General features: G+C 70.8%; 12 protein-coding genes. 8 read left to right on the top strand and 4 right to left on the bottom strand.

Annotated elements, in window-relative coordinates; all coding sequences use genetic code 11:
• Positions 1 to 16 precede the first annotated feature (16 nt).
• Positions 17 to 1,057, bottom strand: coding sequence for a glycoside hydrolase family 6 protein (locus tag K377_RS38195; protein ID WP_111668251.1), 1,041 nt, complete (start codon positions 1,055 to 1,057; stop codon positions 17 to 19).
• Between the two features lie 80 nt (positions 1,058 to 1,137).
• A complete protein-coding gene (locus K377_RS38190) occupies positions 1,138 to 2,142 on the bottom strand; it encodes a DUF5937 family protein (protein WP_111668250.1) in 1,005 nt (334 codons plus the stop codon).
• An 85-nt stretch (positions 2,143 to 2,227) separates the two neighbouring features.
• Between K377_RS38190 and K377_RS38185 the strand changes: the two genes are divergently transcribed.
• The 4 genes from K377_RS38185 (at position 2,228) to K377_RS38170 (ending at position 6,228) form a co-directional block, all read left to right on the top strand.
• Positions 2,228 to 3,496 carry an MFS transporter gene (locus tag K377_RS38185; protein ID WP_111668249.1) on the top strand — a complete coding sequence of 423 codons (1,269 nt, stop codon included), beginning with the start codon at positions 2,228 to 2,230 and terminating at the stop codon, positions 3,494 to 3,496.
• A 20-nt stretch (positions 3,497 to 3,516) separates the two neighbouring features.
• Positions 3,517 to 4,026, top strand: coding sequence for a MarR family winged helix-turn-helix transcriptional regulator (locus tag K377_RS38180; RefSeq protein ID WP_111668248.1), 510 nt, complete (start codon positions 3,517 to 3,519; stop codon positions 4,024 to 4,026).
• A gap of 56 nt (positions 4,027 to 4,082) precedes the next feature.
• Entirely contained in the window at positions 4,083 to 4,421 is a 339-nt protein-coding gene (locus K377_RS38175; RefSeq protein WP_111668247.1) for a DUF3817 domain-containing protein, read from the top strand.
• Between the two features lie 85 nt (positions 4,422 to 4,506).
• A complete protein-coding gene (locus K377_RS38170) occupies positions 4,507 to 6,228 on the top strand; it encodes a methylmalonyl-CoA mutase (RefSeq protein ID WP_111668246.1) in 1,722 nt (573 codons plus the stop codon).
• A 435-nt stretch (positions 6,229 to 6,663) separates the two neighbouring features.
• Here the strand turns inward: K377_RS38170 and K377_RS38165 are convergent, their stop codons facing one another.
• A complete protein-coding gene (locus K377_RS38165; RefSeq protein ID WP_111668314.1) occupies positions 6,664 to 7,290 on the bottom strand; it encodes a TetR/AcrR family transcriptional regulator in 627 nt (208 codons plus the stop codon).
• Between the two features lie 318 nt (positions 7,291 to 7,608).
• On the opposite strand from K377_RS38165, the gene K377_RS38160 reads away from it, so the two are divergent.
• The 4 genes from K377_RS38160 to K377_RS38145 all read left to right on the top strand — a co-directional run bounded on the left by K377_RS38160 (position 7,609) and on the right by K377_RS38145 (position 11,844).
• Positions 7,609 to 8,577 carry a tetratricopeptide repeat protein gene (locus K377_RS38160; protein WP_111668245.1) on the top strand — a complete coding sequence of 323 codons (969 nt, stop codon included), beginning with the start codon at positions 7,609 to 7,611 and terminating at the stop codon, positions 8,575 to 8,577.
• A 647-nt stretch (positions 8,578 to 9,224) separates the two neighbouring features.
• Complete coding sequence (locus K377_RS38155) at positions 9,225 to 9,842, top strand: DUF6230 family protein (RefSeq protein ID WP_111668244.1); 618 nt, start codon at positions 9,225 to 9,227, stop codon at positions 9,840 to 9,842.
• A 156-nt stretch (positions 9,843 to 9,998) separates the two neighbouring features.
• Positions 9,999 to 10,574, top strand: a complete 576-nt coding sequence (locus K377_RS38150) for a DUF6114 domain-containing protein (RefSeq protein WP_111668243.1) — start codon at positions 9,999 to 10,001, stop codon at positions 10,572 to 10,574.
• A 94-nt stretch (positions 10,575 to 10,668) separates the two neighbouring features.
• Complete coding sequence (locus K377_RS38145) at positions 10,669 to 11,844, top strand: hypothetical protein (RefSeq protein ID WP_202455374.1); 1,176 nt, start codon at positions 10,669 to 10,671, stop codon at positions 11,842 to 11,844.
• Positions 11,845 to 11,949: 105 nt separating this feature from the next.
• Here K377_RS38145 and pyk read toward each other — a convergent pair whose 3' ends face one another.
• Positions 11,950 to 13,374: a pyruvate kinase gene (gene pyk / locus K377_RS38140; RefSeq protein WP_111668241.1), complete on the bottom strand. Its 1,425-nt coding sequence runs from the start codon at positions 13,372 to 13,374 to the stop codon at positions 11,950 to 11,952.
• Positions 13,375 to 13,405: the final 31 nt, after the last annotated feature.

The raw sequence follows: 13,405 nt of genomic DNA, 5'->3' as shown, positions 1-13,405 counted from the left end.
CCGGGTCCCGTCCGCGTCAGGTGTGTGCGGCGCGGGCGAGACCCAGCGCGTACTCCGCCCACCAGGTGCCCGCCGCGGGTCCGCCCCGGCAGGCGCCGTCCGACTCCCCGGGCCGCTTCACCCACAGGTACGCGTCGACCAGAGGGTCACCGGTCCTGGTGGTCGGGGCGGAGCCGAGGGCGCGGCCCGGCGGGTTGCACCAGCCGTCGGCGCCGGCCGGGGAGTAGGGGCCCGCGCCGTTGCGGCTGGTGTCCACCACGAAGTGTGCGCCACCGAGCAGCCCCGAGAGCTGCTTGCCGTACGCCGAACTCGCCTGGTCCGTCTGGAAGTTCGAGACGTTCAGGGAGAAGCCGTCGGCGCGCTCGACGCCCGCCCGGCGCAGCGGTTCGACGAGCTTGGTCGCGTCGGGGATCCAGGCGGGGTTCCCGGCGTCGACGTACACCTTGGTGTTCGGCTGCTGCTTGAGCCGGTCGATCGCCGAGCCGATCAGCTGGTAGCGCTCCTCCCGGTACTCCTCCGGGGTGCAGCCGTCGACGATGTGCCCGAGGGCGTCCGGTTCGAGCACGACGAGCGCCTTGGCGTCACCGATGCCCGTCGCGAACGCGTCGACCCACTGGTGGTAGAACTCCGCGCTGTGCGCGCCGCCCGCCGAGTGCTGGCCGCAGTCGCGGTGCGGAATGTTGTACGCGACCAGGACCAGCGTCTTGTCGGCCTTCTTCGCCTTCTCCCCGGCCTCGGCGATCACCGGGCGCGGATAGTCGCCCGGCGCCCACATGCCCTGCGGGTGCTGCGCGATGCGGCGGATCACGGTGGCGTCCGAGGCGCGGCCCTGCTTCTCCCACCGCTCGGCCTGGACGGCGGCGGCGGAGGCGGGGTCGACCCAGAACGGCGAGGAGTCGGCGGTGTCGGCGGAGGGCGCGGTCCGTCCGGCGGCCTCCCGGCCGGCCTGCTCGGAGTCCGCGCCGGAGCAGGCGGTGGCGAGCGCGGCGAGGACGAGCGCGGCCGTGCCGAGCGCGAGCGTGCGGGACGGTGTGCGGCGGACGGTCGGGACGGGCATCCTGCCCCCTGGGTCGGAGCGCGTACGATTCCGGCAATCGTGACATAAGGGTCCGCTGTTGCCGTGGATTAGACGCCCCGTCAGGCGCCCAGTCGGCTGTCCTGACCACCCGTCAGGAGCGCGCTGCCCAGCGGCGTACGTTCGTAGAGCACCTGATGGCCGTAGCGGCGGGCGGTGAGCAGGCCCGCGGCGCGCAGCGCCGTCAGGTGCGCGGAGACGGAGGACGGGGCGCGGCCCAGGGCGTGCGCGAGGGCGCTGGTCGACGTCGGCGCGTCCAGGGCGTGCAGCACATCGGCGCGGCCCCGGCCGAGGACACCGGCCAGCGCCGCGGGGGTGGACGCCGCCGGAGCCGACCAGAGACCGGCGATGCCGCGCGCGGGATAGGCGACGGTCGGCTGCCAGGGCGCCTCGAAGCCGCTCACCACGTCAGGCCAGGAGAACACGCTGGGCAGCAGCACGAGCCCCTGCCCGTCGAGACGGCGCCGGTGACTGCTCGCGCGGGCGCTGAGGGTGAGCGTCCCCGGGTCCCAGTCGATGCGCGGATGCAGCTCCTTGAGGAGCCCGTCGAGGCCGACCTGGGCGAGGCGCCAGGAGTGGTGGGCCACATCGGCCTCAAGGAGCGCGCGCAGCCGGGGCCAGTCCGGCTCGACCAGCACCCGCCAGGCCCGCTCCAGAGCGTCGGCCAGCTCCCGTACGGCGGTGGCGGGTTCGGCCAGCATGGCGCGTCCCGCCGGGCTGTCGGCGGCGCCCGGGGTGCAGGCCAGCGAGAGCGCGATGTCCCGCCGCGCCGCCTCCGGGTCCGACGCGCGCACCGCCGCGATCTCCTCCTCGAAGGGCGCGGCGGGCCCGATCGGCGGCGGCCCGAGGAAGTCCGGAGTGTGTCCCGGGGTCGGCATCAGCAGCCAGAGGGGCGCCAGATCGAGCCCCCTGGCCGCCTCCCTCACCCGGCGCAGCCACGGCAGGTGATAGCCCTGGCGGCCCGGCATCTTGAGCGTACGGACCGCCTCCTGCGTCTCCCACAGCGGCGAGATCGCGAACCGGCAGCGCGCCAGATCGCTCTGCCCGAGGTGCAAGTGCAACGGCATGGGGCGACGGCTCCCCGGTTCGGCGGAAGATTCGGCTGGGTCCGAAACAGTACGGCCCCGGGCCGGCGCCGACCAGGCTGCCCCCATGACGACCGACCCCTCGACCGGCACCGCCGCGGATGCCGCCACCGCCGACCCCGCCGCCGGATATCTCCGGCTCTTCCGCGTCCCCGAGTTCCGGGCCGTCTTCCTCGCGCACGCCGCGTCCCTGTTCGGCGTCGTCGTCGCCGAGATCTCGCTGAGCGTGCTCGTCTACCGGCTCTCCGGATCGCCGCTGCTGAGCGCGCTCACCTTCGCCGTCGGCTTCCTGCCGTACGCGGTCGGCGGCACGCTCCTGGCCGGGATCGCCGACCGGTGGGCACCGCGCCGGGTGCTCGTCGGCTGCGATCTGCTCTGCGCGGCCTGCGCCGCGCTGATGGCGCTGCCCGTGACCCCGGTCGCCGCGCTGCTCGCCCTGCGCTGCGCCGTCGCGCTGGTCTCGCCCGTCTTCAATGGCACCCGGATGGCGACGCTCACCGACGTGCTCGGCGACGGGGACCTGTTCGTGCTCGGCCGCTCCCTGCTGCGGATCGTCTCGCAGAGCTCGGTGCTCGGCGGGCTCGCGCTCGGCGGCGTGCTGCTGACCGTGGTGAGCCCGCGCGGCGCGCTCGTCATCACCGTCGCCACGTTCCTCTGCTCGGCCGCGCTGCTCCGGTTCGGCACCCGGCGCCGCCCGGCCCGCCCGGCGGGACGGGACGCCCTGCTGCGCAGCTCCCTCTCCGGCGTGCGGAGCCTGTTCGCCGACCGGCGGATCCGGACGCTGCTGCTCCTGCTCTGGACACCGCCGATGTTCGCGGTCGTCCCCGAGGTCCTGGCGGCGGCGTACGCGGACGAGATCGGGGTGGGCACGGCCGCCGTCGGGCTGCTGATGTGCGCCATGGCCGTGGGCACGGTGAGCGGCGAACTGGCCGCCGGTTCCCTGCTCACACCGACCACCCGGTCCCGGATCGCGCTGCCGCTGGTCTGCGTCACCCTGCTGCCCCTGATCGGCTACGCGGCCGGTCCCGGCCTGGTCCCCACGCTGCTGATCCTGCTGCTGGCCGGGGCCGGATTCGCGTACACGCTCGGCGTCGACCGCTGGTTCGTGGACGCGGTCCCCGAGGAGCTGCGCGGGCGCGCCATGACCCTGCACAGCGCGGGCCTGATGACCGTCCAGGGTGTCGGAGCCGCGCTCGGCGGAGCGGCCGCCGAGGGGCTCGGGGCCGGGCCCACCGTGGCCGGTGCCGGGGTGCTCGGCGCGCTCTGCTGCGCGGGTCTCGCCCTTGCGGCACGGGCGAACCGGCCAAAGGGCGAGACGGGGCTGACCACCATATGACCGGCCGGTAAGGTCGAGGGGTGCCGAAGCCGCTCAGTCTTGCCTTCGATCCGATCGCGCGCGCCGATGAACTCTGGAAGCAGCGCTGGGGATCCGTGCCGTCCATGGCCGCGATCACCTCGATCATGCGCGCGCACCAGATCCTGCTCGCCGAGGTCGACGCCGTCGTCAAGCCGTACGGGCTCACCTTCGCGCGCTACGAGGCCCTGGTCCTGCTCACCTTCTCCAAGGAGGGCGAGCTGCCGATGTCGAAGATCGGCGAGCGGCTGATGGTCCATCCGACCTCGGTGACCAACACCGTCGACCGGCTGGTCAGGTCGGGCCTCGTCGACAAGCGGCCCAACCCGAACGACGGCCGCGGCACCCTCGCCTCCATCACCGGCAAGGGCCGCGAGGCCGTCGACGCGGCCACCCGCGACCTGATGGCGATGGACTTCGGGCTCGGTGTGTACGACGCCGACGAGTGCGGCGAGATCTTCGCGATGCTGCGGCCGCTGCGGGTGGCGGCGCACGACTTCGACGAGGAGTGAGCGAGGCCACCGGGCCCGCCTGAAGATCCCGCAAAACGGGCGGTTACGCTCGACCCATGAAGAAGAGCGTGCTGACCCGCTACCGGATCATGGCCTACGTGACCGGTGTCCTCCTGGTCCTCCTGTGCCTCGGCATGATCGCCAAGTACGCGCTCGGCATGGACGGCGCGGCGGACGCCACGCGCGTCATCGCCATCGCGCACGGCTGGCTGTACGTGATCTACCTGGTCTTCGCCTTCGACCTCGGCTCCAAGGCGAAGTGGCCGGTCGGCAAGCAGCTGTGGGTGCTGATCGCGGGCACCATCCCGACCGCCGCGTTCTTCGTGGAGCGCAAGGTCTCCGCGGAGCTGGACGCCAAGGTCGCCGCCGACGGCACCGAGCTCGCCAAGGCGTAGTCCGGGGGACGCCCTCACCGCTCGCACGAGGTGCGGGCGGTTTCGCCATCGACATTTACTAGGACGTCCTAGTAAATTCGAGGGTATGGGAACCAGTGACGCTGACGCCAGGGCCGCCGCCATCGAGGAGGGCCGCCGTCGCTGGCAGGCCCGCTACGACACCGCCCGCAAGCGGGACGCGGACTTCACCACGCTCTCGGGCGACCCCGTCGACCCGGTCTACGGGCCGCGGCCCGGGGACACCTACGAGGGGTTCGAGCGGATCGGCTGGCCGGGGGAGTACCCGTACACGCGCGGGCTCTACCCGACCGGGTACCGGGGCCGCACCTGGACCATCCGCCAGTTCGCCGGGTTCGGCAACGCCGAGCAGACCAACGAGCGCTACAAGATGATCCTGGCCGCAGGCGGCGGTGGCCTCTCCGTCGCGTTCGACATGCCGACGCTCATGGGGCGCGACTCCGACGACCCGCGCTCGCTCGGCGAGGTCGGGCACTGCGGGGTCGCCATCGACTCCGCCGCCGACATGGAGGTCCTGTTCCGGGACATCCCGCTGGGCGACGTCACGACCTCCATGACGATCAGCGGCCCGGCCGTCCCCGTCTTCTGCATGTACCTGGTCGCCGCCGAGCGCCAGGGCGTCGACCCGGCCGTCCTGAACGGCACGCTCCAGACCGACATCTTCAAGGAGTACATCGCGCAGAAGGAGTGGCTTTTCCAGCCCGAGCCGCACCTGCGCCTGATCGGCGACCTGATGGAGCACTGCGCCGCGTCCATCCCCGCGTACAAGCCGCTGTCGGTCTCCGGGTACCACATCCGCGAGGCGGGCTCGACGGCCGCGCAGGAACTGGCGTACACGCTGGCGGACGGCTTCGGTTACGTCGAACTGGGCCTGAGTCGCGGCCTGGACGTCGACGTGTTCGCACCGGGTCTCTCCTTCTTCTTCGACGCGCACGTCGACTTCTTCGAGGAGATCGCCAAGTTCCGCGCGGCCCGCAGGATCTGGGCCCGCTGGATGCGGGACGTGTACGGGGCGACGAGCGAGAAGGCGCAGTGGCTGCGCTTCCACACCCAGACGGCGGGTGTCTCCCTCACGGCCCAGCAGCCGTACAACAACGTCGTACGGACCGCCGTGGAGGCCCTCGCCGCGGTTCTCGGCGGCACCAACTCCCTGCACACCAACGCCCTCGACGAGACGCTCGCCCTGCCCAGCGAGCAGGCCGCCGAGATCGCGCTGCGCACCCAGCAGGTCCTGATGGAGGAGACCGGCGTCGCCAACGTCGCCGACCCGCTGGGCGGTTCCTGGTACGTCGAGCAGCTCACCGACCGCATCGAGGCCGACGCCGAGAAGATCTTCGAGCAGATCAAGGAGCGCGGGCTGCGGGCCCACCCCGACGGGCAGCACCCCATCGGGCCGATCACCTCCGGCATCCTGCGCGGCATCGAGGACGGCTGGTTCACGGGCGAGATCGCCGAGTCGGCGTTCCAGTACCAGCGGTCGCTGGAGAAGGGCGACAAGCGGGTCGTCGGCGTGAACGCGCATCACGGGTCCGTCACCGGGGACCTGGAGATCCTGCGGGTCAGCCATGAGGTGGAGCGCGATCAGGTACGAGTGCTGGGCGAGCGCCGCTCCGCCCGCGACGACGCCGCCGTCCGCTCGGCCCTGGACGCCATGCTCGCCGCCGCGCGCGACGGGTCGAACATGATCGGCCCGATGCTCGACGCGGTGCGGGCCGAGGCCACGCTCGGGGAGATCTGTGACGTGCTGCGCGACGAGTGGGGGGTGTACACGGAGCCGGCCGGATTCTGACGCTTCGTCGCCGGGCGCGGGCGGTGGGTGGCCGGTCGCGCAGTTCCCCGCGCCCCTGGGTTGTTTTCCGCGTGCGGCCCGGTGGCCGCTTCTCGCGCAGTTCCCCGCGCCCCTGGGTTGTTTTCCGCGTGCGGCCCGGTGGCCGCTTCTCGCGCAGTTCCCCGCGCCCCTGAGATGCGCACTTCGTGCGCCATCTCATCAAGAGAGGCGCGCCACCGTTGCCCCATCGGGAGAGGCGCGCCCCGCCGTCCCATCGGAGAAGCGCGCCACCGCTGCCCTCATCGGGAGGCGCGCGAAGCGCAGCCTCAGGGGAAGGCTGCGCGTAGCGCATGCCTTCAGGGGCGCGGGGAACTGCGCGGCCAGCCACGATGGTGGCGCGCGTGAGGAACTGCCCAGGGGCGCGGGGAACTGCGCGAGAGGCCCACCGCCGGTGGGCTAGTCGGCGGCTGCCGACAAGCCCCCGACCAGCAGCGCGGTGAAGCGGCGGACCCAGTCGGGGTCCACCGGCTCGGCGCTGACCAGTGTCCGGTGCACCACGGCCCCGGCCGCGACGTCGAAGATGAGATCAGCGGTGGCGGCCGCCGTCGAAGGATCGGCCGCGACAGGCAACTCCCCGCGCCGCTCGGCCCGAGCCCGCCCCTCCAGCACCAATCGTTTCTGCCGATCCACGATCGAGGTCCGGATCCGCTCCCGCAGCGGAGCGTCCCGCGTCGACTCGGCCACGACCGCCATCAGCGCCGTCTTGGTCTCGGGCCGGTCGAGCAGCGCGGCGAACTGCAGCACCACACCCTCGATGTCGGCCGCGAGGGAACCTCTGTCGGGCAGTACGAGTTCATCGAAGAGGACCGCGACCGCGTCGACGACGAGTTCGTTCTTTCCGGCCCAGCGCCGGTACAGCGTCGTCTTCGCGACCCCGGCCCGCGTCGCCACGTCGCCCAGGGTCAGCTTGGACCAGCCGAGCTCCACCAGCGCCTCGCGCGTCGCCTCCAGGATCGCCTCGTCCGCCGTGGCGGACCGAGGCCGGCCCGGGCGGCCCGAGGGGGAGGGGGTGCGGCTCTGCATGGACGCGACCATACCGGCCGGTAGGCACGAAGCGGATCGACCGTTCCGGGTGAGCCAGATCACCGGAGAGTCCACCCCGCGCACCCAGCTCGGCAGTTACGCTACGACTCGTAGCGAAAGCTCATACTCGTACGGTCTCCCGGATCTGCACCCCGGTCGGCCACGACGAGCGGCAACCACAGGTGCCGGGTGGGGACCCGGCGCCGAAGCACCCGGCCGAGTCCGGTTCGTGTCTCTTATTGCGTCTCGCAATCCGGCGGGAGGCGCTCGGAGCCGGACCCGGCCCACAACCGTCCGCGGAAGGGGGAGACTGTACGCATGCAGCCACGGAACATGTCCATGAGCGGAGTCGTCGACCTCGCCGCGGTGAAGGCGGCCCAGGAGGCCAAGGCGAAGGCCGAGCAGGCCCGCGCCGAAGCGGCCCGGCAGGGCGGGGGCGGCGCGGTGTCGCCGTCGAGCCTTGTCATCGACGTCAGTGAGGCGGACTTCGAGAGCGATGTACTGCAGCGCTCCACAGAGGTGCCCGTCGTCATCGACTTCTGGGCCGAGTGGTGTGAGCCCTGCAAGCAGCTGAGCCCGCTTCTCGAGCGCCTCGCCACCGAGTACAACGGCCGCTTCGTGCTCGCCAAGATCGACGTCGACGCCAACCAGATGCTGATGCAGCAGTTCGGGGTCCAGGGGATCCCGGCCGTCTTCGCCGTCGTCGCCGGGCAGGCACTGCCCCTCTTCCAGGGGGCCGCCCCCGAGTCCCAGATCCGGGGCACCCTCGACCAGTTGATCCAGGTCGCCGAGGAGCGCTTCGGCCTCGTCGGCATCACGGTCGACGCGGATGCGGAGGGCCCCGCGCCGGTCGTGGAGGCTCCGGCCGGCCCGTACGACGCGCTCCTCGAAGCCGCCGTGCAGGCCCTTGACGCCGGCGACATGGCCGGCGCGATCCAGGCGTACAAGAACGTCCTGTCGGACGACCCCGCCAACACCGAGGCCAAGCTCGGCCTCGGCCAGGCCGAACTGCTCCAGCGCGTCCAGGGCCTCGACCCGCAGAAGGTGCGCACGGACGCCGCGCAGAACCCCGGTGACGTGCAGGCCCAGGTCGCGGCAGCCGATCTGGACCTGGTCGGCGGTCATGTCGAGGACGCCTTCGGACGCCTCGTCGACACGGTGGCCCGTTCGGCGGGCGACGACCGCGACACGGCGCGGGTCCGCCTGCTCGAACTGTTCGAGGTCGTCGGGGGCGACGACCCACGTGTGACCACGGCGCGTACGGCTCTGGCCCGGGTTCTCTTCTGAGCCGTCAGTGACCTGTTCCTAAACGCCACGGCATGTGGTGCCGGGGTGAAAGTTCTGTCCTCAGGGGCACACAGCGGCCGCGCTTTACCAAAACTTGGTAATCGCGGCCGCTGTTACTTGGAGTAAGTCGAAGCCCTTCTTCTGTCCGGCTATGTACCGGATTCAACCGTTCTGGAAGCGGGTCGGGCTGCACCCTGCGTCGCCGTTCGAGTCCGGGCGGTCGCATCGCGGTTATCCGTCCGTTACCCGTGAGTAACGAACCCCCTTGTGCGAGCGCCGGGAATGCACCACGATCGGGCACGCTCGGTCCACTCCCCACTCGTCCGACAGCCAATCGGACGGCGGGGCTCAGGGGTCCCCACCGGGCAGGTCGGCGGTGAACCAGGGGAGCGCCGTCGGTCTATGGACAGGGGGGTCTCAGCCAGTCGGCTGGGCCTGTCCGGCAGGTTGCGCGTGATGGCTCAGGTGCGACCAGTGGTTGTCGCTCGGGGGTGATCGCCGGTGATCCGGGTGCGGTTGGTTTCTTCCGTCCCCGATGCGGGCGCTCCCCTTCCCGAGGACGTAGCACTTCTCCCATCCCTGCCCGGCTGAGCCGCCGTAAGGGGCAGTCAGGGCCGGAGATGTACGTCCGAGAAGGAGGAACAGTCATGAATTCCATGATTCGTGGCGGAACCAGATGGAAGCGGTTCGCCGTAGTCATGGTGCCGAGCGTTGCGGCGACCGCCGCGATAGGCGTCGCCCTGTCCCAGGGTGCGCTCGCGGCATCGTTCAGTGTGTCGGGTCAGTCGTTCAAGGTGACGGCCGACTCCCTCGACGGTAAGGGCTTCGTCCAGTACGGCGCCCTCGACACCGGTAAGTCGGGTGCCCACCCCGTCGCCGTGGTCGGCATGAAGTCCGCGACGATCAACAACCTGTGCCAGTCGGTTGTTGTCCCCGTCCCGGTCTTCGGCGACGTGTCGATGAAGCTGTCGGCCGGTGCCGACAAGAACAACCCGGTCGAGGCGAAGACCCTCTACATCGACGCCGATGACCTGAAGGCCGACGCGACCTTCGAGAACATCGACATCGGTGTGGCGGCGGGTGACGCGGCCAAGGGTCCTGGCATCCACCAGGGCGACAAGGCCGACCCGAACTCGTTCGCCCAGCAGGCCGACTCGGTGCACTTCGAGAACGTCCAGCAGCGGGCGTGGGCCACCACCGCCGGCACCTTCAAGCTCTCGGGCCTCAAGATGAGCGTCAAGAAGGGCTCACACGAGTGCTACTAGGCCACACGGACCCGCACGCGGGTCCGGCGGTCGGCACTTGATGCGCTGAACGGCCGGGCGCGGGGATGCGCGGGGATCATTCCGACCGTCCCCGTGCCCGTCACCGGACAGCCGTCATCACCACAGAACAACGCCATTCCCGAGGAGCTGTACGACATGAGCGCCGAAGCGCACGCAGGATCGGGCAGCAAGCTTGATCACACGCGCCAATCGTTCCGAGGGTGGCGCGGTCAGCGCCCGTTCTGGGGTGGTCTGCTGGCCATCCTCGGCGGCATCCCGATCATGTACTTCCCGTACGCGAACCTGACGCTCGGCTCCATGACGATCCGCATGGCGACGACGGCGGGCGCGGGATCGCTCATCATCGGCGTACTGCTGGTCGTGCTCGGTCTGACGATGTGGTTCCAGCCGCACTCCCGGGTGTTCGCGGGTGTGGCGGCGATTCTTCTCGCCCTTGTCTCTCTGGTGGTCTCCAACTTCGGTGGTTTCGTCATCGGCTTCCTGCTCGCCCTGATCGGCGGTGCCCTCGGCATCTCCTGGGCGCCGGGACGGCCTGGCGAGGAGACCGGGACGACAGCCGCGGCGGGCGGTGAGCACGCGGTGGAGCCCGATCTGGGCGCGCCGGTCGCGCCCCCGGTCGCGGGTGCCACCTACCGGGTCTCGGGCGCAAACGACGACGAGTCAGGGACGAGCCCGGACAACGGGACGAACGGGAGGCACCGTGCCGGCTGACGAGGTGCACCACGAGGACTCTCTCGGAGAGTCCCGTGCGAGAACCGGGCCGCGGCATGCAGCACCGAGAAAGCATCTGTTCACCAGGCTGCACATGCCCGCGGGCAAGGCGATAGCCATCGCGGCCATGCCCACGGCCGTCCTCATGGGCTTCGGCCTGACGCCCACGCTCGCCGCGGCCAAGGACAACCCCACCGGGATATCCGCGGACGACTACAAGGCGTGCGCGGACGCGGTCGAGGCGCAGCAGGACGCGAAGGACGGCAAGGACACCACGGAGGCGACGCCGTCGCCGTCGGCATCGGAGTCCAAGGCCACCGACGACGCCGACAAGTCCAAGGACGACACGTCGGACGACAAGGCGGAGCCGACCCCGTCGCCCTCCGCCTCCGCGGACAAGGGGGCCACCGGCTCCTCGTCGTCCTCGGACTCCGGCTCCAAGAGCGAGGACACGGCCACCCCGTCGCCCTCCGCGTCGGAGACCAAGAACCCGCTCGACCCGCTGGGCGTCGGTGACGCGCTCAAGGACCTCTTCACCCCGAAGGACAAGGAGTCGGCCAGCCCGACCCCGAGCCCGTCCGCCTCGGCGAGCAAGACCACCGAGAGCGCCGGCGACGCGGTGAAGGACACGACCGACAAGCTGGGCGACACGGTCAAGGACACGACCGACAAGGCCGGCGACGCGGTCAAGGGCGCCGAGAGCGAGGCCGACAAGGCCACCGACAAGGCCGCCAAGGCCCTGGAGGACGCCTCTTCGGCCACTCCGTCGCCGAGCTCCACCGAGCTGCCGGACGACTGCGAGGCGGCGACCACCAAGGCGGGTGCCAACGAGGACACGCCCGCCCAGCTCCCGAACTCCACCTGGAAGCTCCAGGCCAGCTCGCTCCTGCTCAAGGGCGCGGACTACAAGGGCCTGGTCGACGTCCGGATGGCCGACGGCAGCACCAAGCGGGTCATGAAGTACGTCATCTCCAACGGCACCGACATCGGTGATCTGCACCAGATCGCCTCGGGGCCGAACGGGAAGTACTTCCACATCCGCGCGGACAAGGGCTCCACGTCCACGATCCGCGACGGCAAGACGATCATGTACACGGAGGAGCTGTCGGGCAATCTGCTCGGGCTCATCCCCATGACGTTCAACGCCGACAACCCGCCGCCGATCAACCTGCCGATCCTGTACTTCACCAACGTGAAGGTCACGCAGGCCGCACAGTTCGGCGGCACCCTGCACGTCCCCGGGCTGCACACCACGGTCGAGGACAGCTGACCGTACCCGGAAGCACGCCAGACCCCTCCGGGAGCCGCGCAAGAAACGAGGGCGCCCCCTGTCTCGTACAGGGGGCGCCCTCGGTGCGTGGTGCGGGGGGTGAGGCTACTTGCCGCCGCCCAGCTGGTGCACCCGGACCATGTTCGTGGTGCCGGGGACGCCGGGGGGCGAACCGGCGGTGATGACCACGGTGTCGCCGTCGTTGAAGCGGGAGAGCTTCACCAGCTCGGCGTCGACCAGGTCGACCATGGCGTCGGTGGAGTCCACGTGCGGGACGACGTACGTCTCCACACCCCAGGTCAGCGACAGCTGGTTGCGCGTGGCCTCGTCCGTGGTGAAGGCCAGGATCGGCTGGCAGACGCGGTAGCGCGACAGCCGGCGGGCGGTGTCGCCGGACTGGGTGAAGGCGACCAGCGCCTTGCCGTCCAGGAAGTCCGCGATCTCACAGGCGGCGCGGGCGACCGAACCGCCCTGCGTGCGCGGCTTCTTGCCCGGCACGAGCGGCTGGAGGCCCTTGGAGAGCAGCTCCTCCTCGGCCGCCTGGACGATCTTCGACATCGTCTTGACGGTCTCGATCGGGTACGCGCCCACGCTGGACTCGGCGGAGAGCATGACCGCGTCGGCGCCGTCCAGGATCGCGTTCGCCACGTCGGAGGCCTCGGCGCGGGTCGGGCGCGAGTTGGTGATCATCGACTCCATCATCTGGGTCGCGACGATCACCGGCTTGGCGTTGCGGCGGCACATCTCCACGAGGCGCTTCTGCACCATCGGGACCTTCTCGAGCGGGTACTCGACGGCGAGGTCGCCACGGGCCACCATCACCGCGTCGAACGCCGCGACGACGCCCTCCATGTTGGCGACGGCCTGCGGCTTCTCCACCTTGGCGATGACGGGGACCCGGCGGCCCTCCTCGTCCATCACCTTGTGGACGTCCTTGACGTCGTTGGCGTCGCGCACGAAGGACAGGGCGACCATGTCGCAGCCCATCCGCAGGGCGAAGCGCAGGTCCTCGATGTCCTTCTCGGACAGGGCCGGGACGTTGACGGCCGCGCCGGGCAGGTTGATGCCCTTGTGGTCGGAGATGACACCGCCCTCGATGACGATCGTCTTGACCCGCGGGCCCTCGACGTCCATCACCTTGAGCTCGACGTTGCCGTCGTTGATCAGGACCTGGTCACCGCGCGAGACGTCGCCCGGCAGCCCCTTGTACGTCGTGCCGCAGATCGACTTGTCGCCCGGGACGTCCTCGGTGGTGATGGTGAACTCGTCACCGCGCACCAGCTCGACGGGGCCCTCGGCGAAGGTCTCCAGACGGATCTTGGGGCCCTGGAGGTCGGCGAGGACACCCACGGCGCGGCCGGTCTTCGCGGCGGCGGCGCGAACACGGTCGTAGCGACCCTGGTGTTCGGCGTGCGTGCCGTGGCTGAAGTTGAAGCGGGCCACGCTCATGCCGGCCTCGATCAGCGAGACGAGCTGCTCTTCGGAGTCGACGGCGGGGCCCAGCGTGCAGACGATTTTGGAACGGCGCATGGGGGCGATCCTATCGGTTTGTTTCGCTACG

The sequence above is a fragment of the Streptomyces sp. PsTaAH-137 genome (genome assembly GCF_003259365.1).
Taxonomy (GTDB): domain Bacteria; phylum Actinomycetota; class Actinomycetes; order Streptomycetales; family Streptomycetaceae; genus Streptomyces.
The sequence above is the reverse complement of the archived record's forward strand: the minus strand, read 5'-3'. Positions and strand labels throughout refer to the sequence as shown.

What these genes read in the sequence shown, in the direction of transcription:
- K377_RS38195 (WP_111668251.1), bottom strand. Translation starts at nt 1,057, where the DNA reads ATGCCCGTCCCGACCGTCCGCCGCACACCGTCCCGCACGCTCGCGCTC.
- K377_RS38190 (WP_111668250.1), bottom strand. Translation starts at nt 2,142, where the DNA reads ATGCCGTTGCACTTGCACCTCGGGCAGAGCGATCTGGCGCGCTGCCGG.
- K377_RS38185 (WP_111668249.1), top strand. Translation starts at nt 2,228, where the DNA reads ATGACGACCGACCCCTCGACCGGCACCGCCGCGGATGCCGCCACCGCC.
- K377_RS38175 (WP_111668247.1), top strand. Translation starts at nt 4,083, where the DNA reads ATGAAGAAGAGCGTGCTGACCCGCTACCGGATCATGGCCTACGTGACC.
- K377_RS38170 (WP_111668246.1), top strand. Translation starts at nt 4,507, where the DNA reads ATGGGAACCAGTGACGCTGACGCCAGGGCCGCCGCCATCGAGGAGGGC.
- K377_RS38165 (WP_111668314.1), bottom strand. Translation starts at nt 7,290, where the DNA reads ATGCAGAGCCGCACCCCCTCCCCCTCGGGCCGCCCGGGCCGGCCTCGG.
- K377_RS38160 (WP_111668245.1), top strand. Translation starts at nt 7,609, where the DNA reads ATGCAGCCACGGAACATGTCCATGAGCGGAGTCGTCGACCTCGCCGCG.
- K377_RS38155 (WP_111668244.1), top strand. Translation starts at nt 9,225, where the DNA reads ATGAATTCCATGATTCGTGGCGGAACCAGATGGAAGCGGTTCGCCGTA.
- K377_RS38150 (WP_111668243.1), top strand. Translation starts at nt 9,999, where the DNA reads ATGAGCGCCGAAGCGCACGCAGGATCGGGCAGCAAGCTTGATCACACG.
- K377_RS38145 (WP_202455374.1), top strand. Translation starts at nt 10,669, where the DNA reads ATGCCCGCGGGCAAGGCGATAGCCATCGCGGCCATGCCCACGGCCGTC.
- pyk (WP_111668241.1), bottom strand. Translation starts at nt 13,374, where the DNA reads ATGCGCCGTTCCAAAATCGTCTGCACGCTGGGCCCCGCCGTCGACTCC.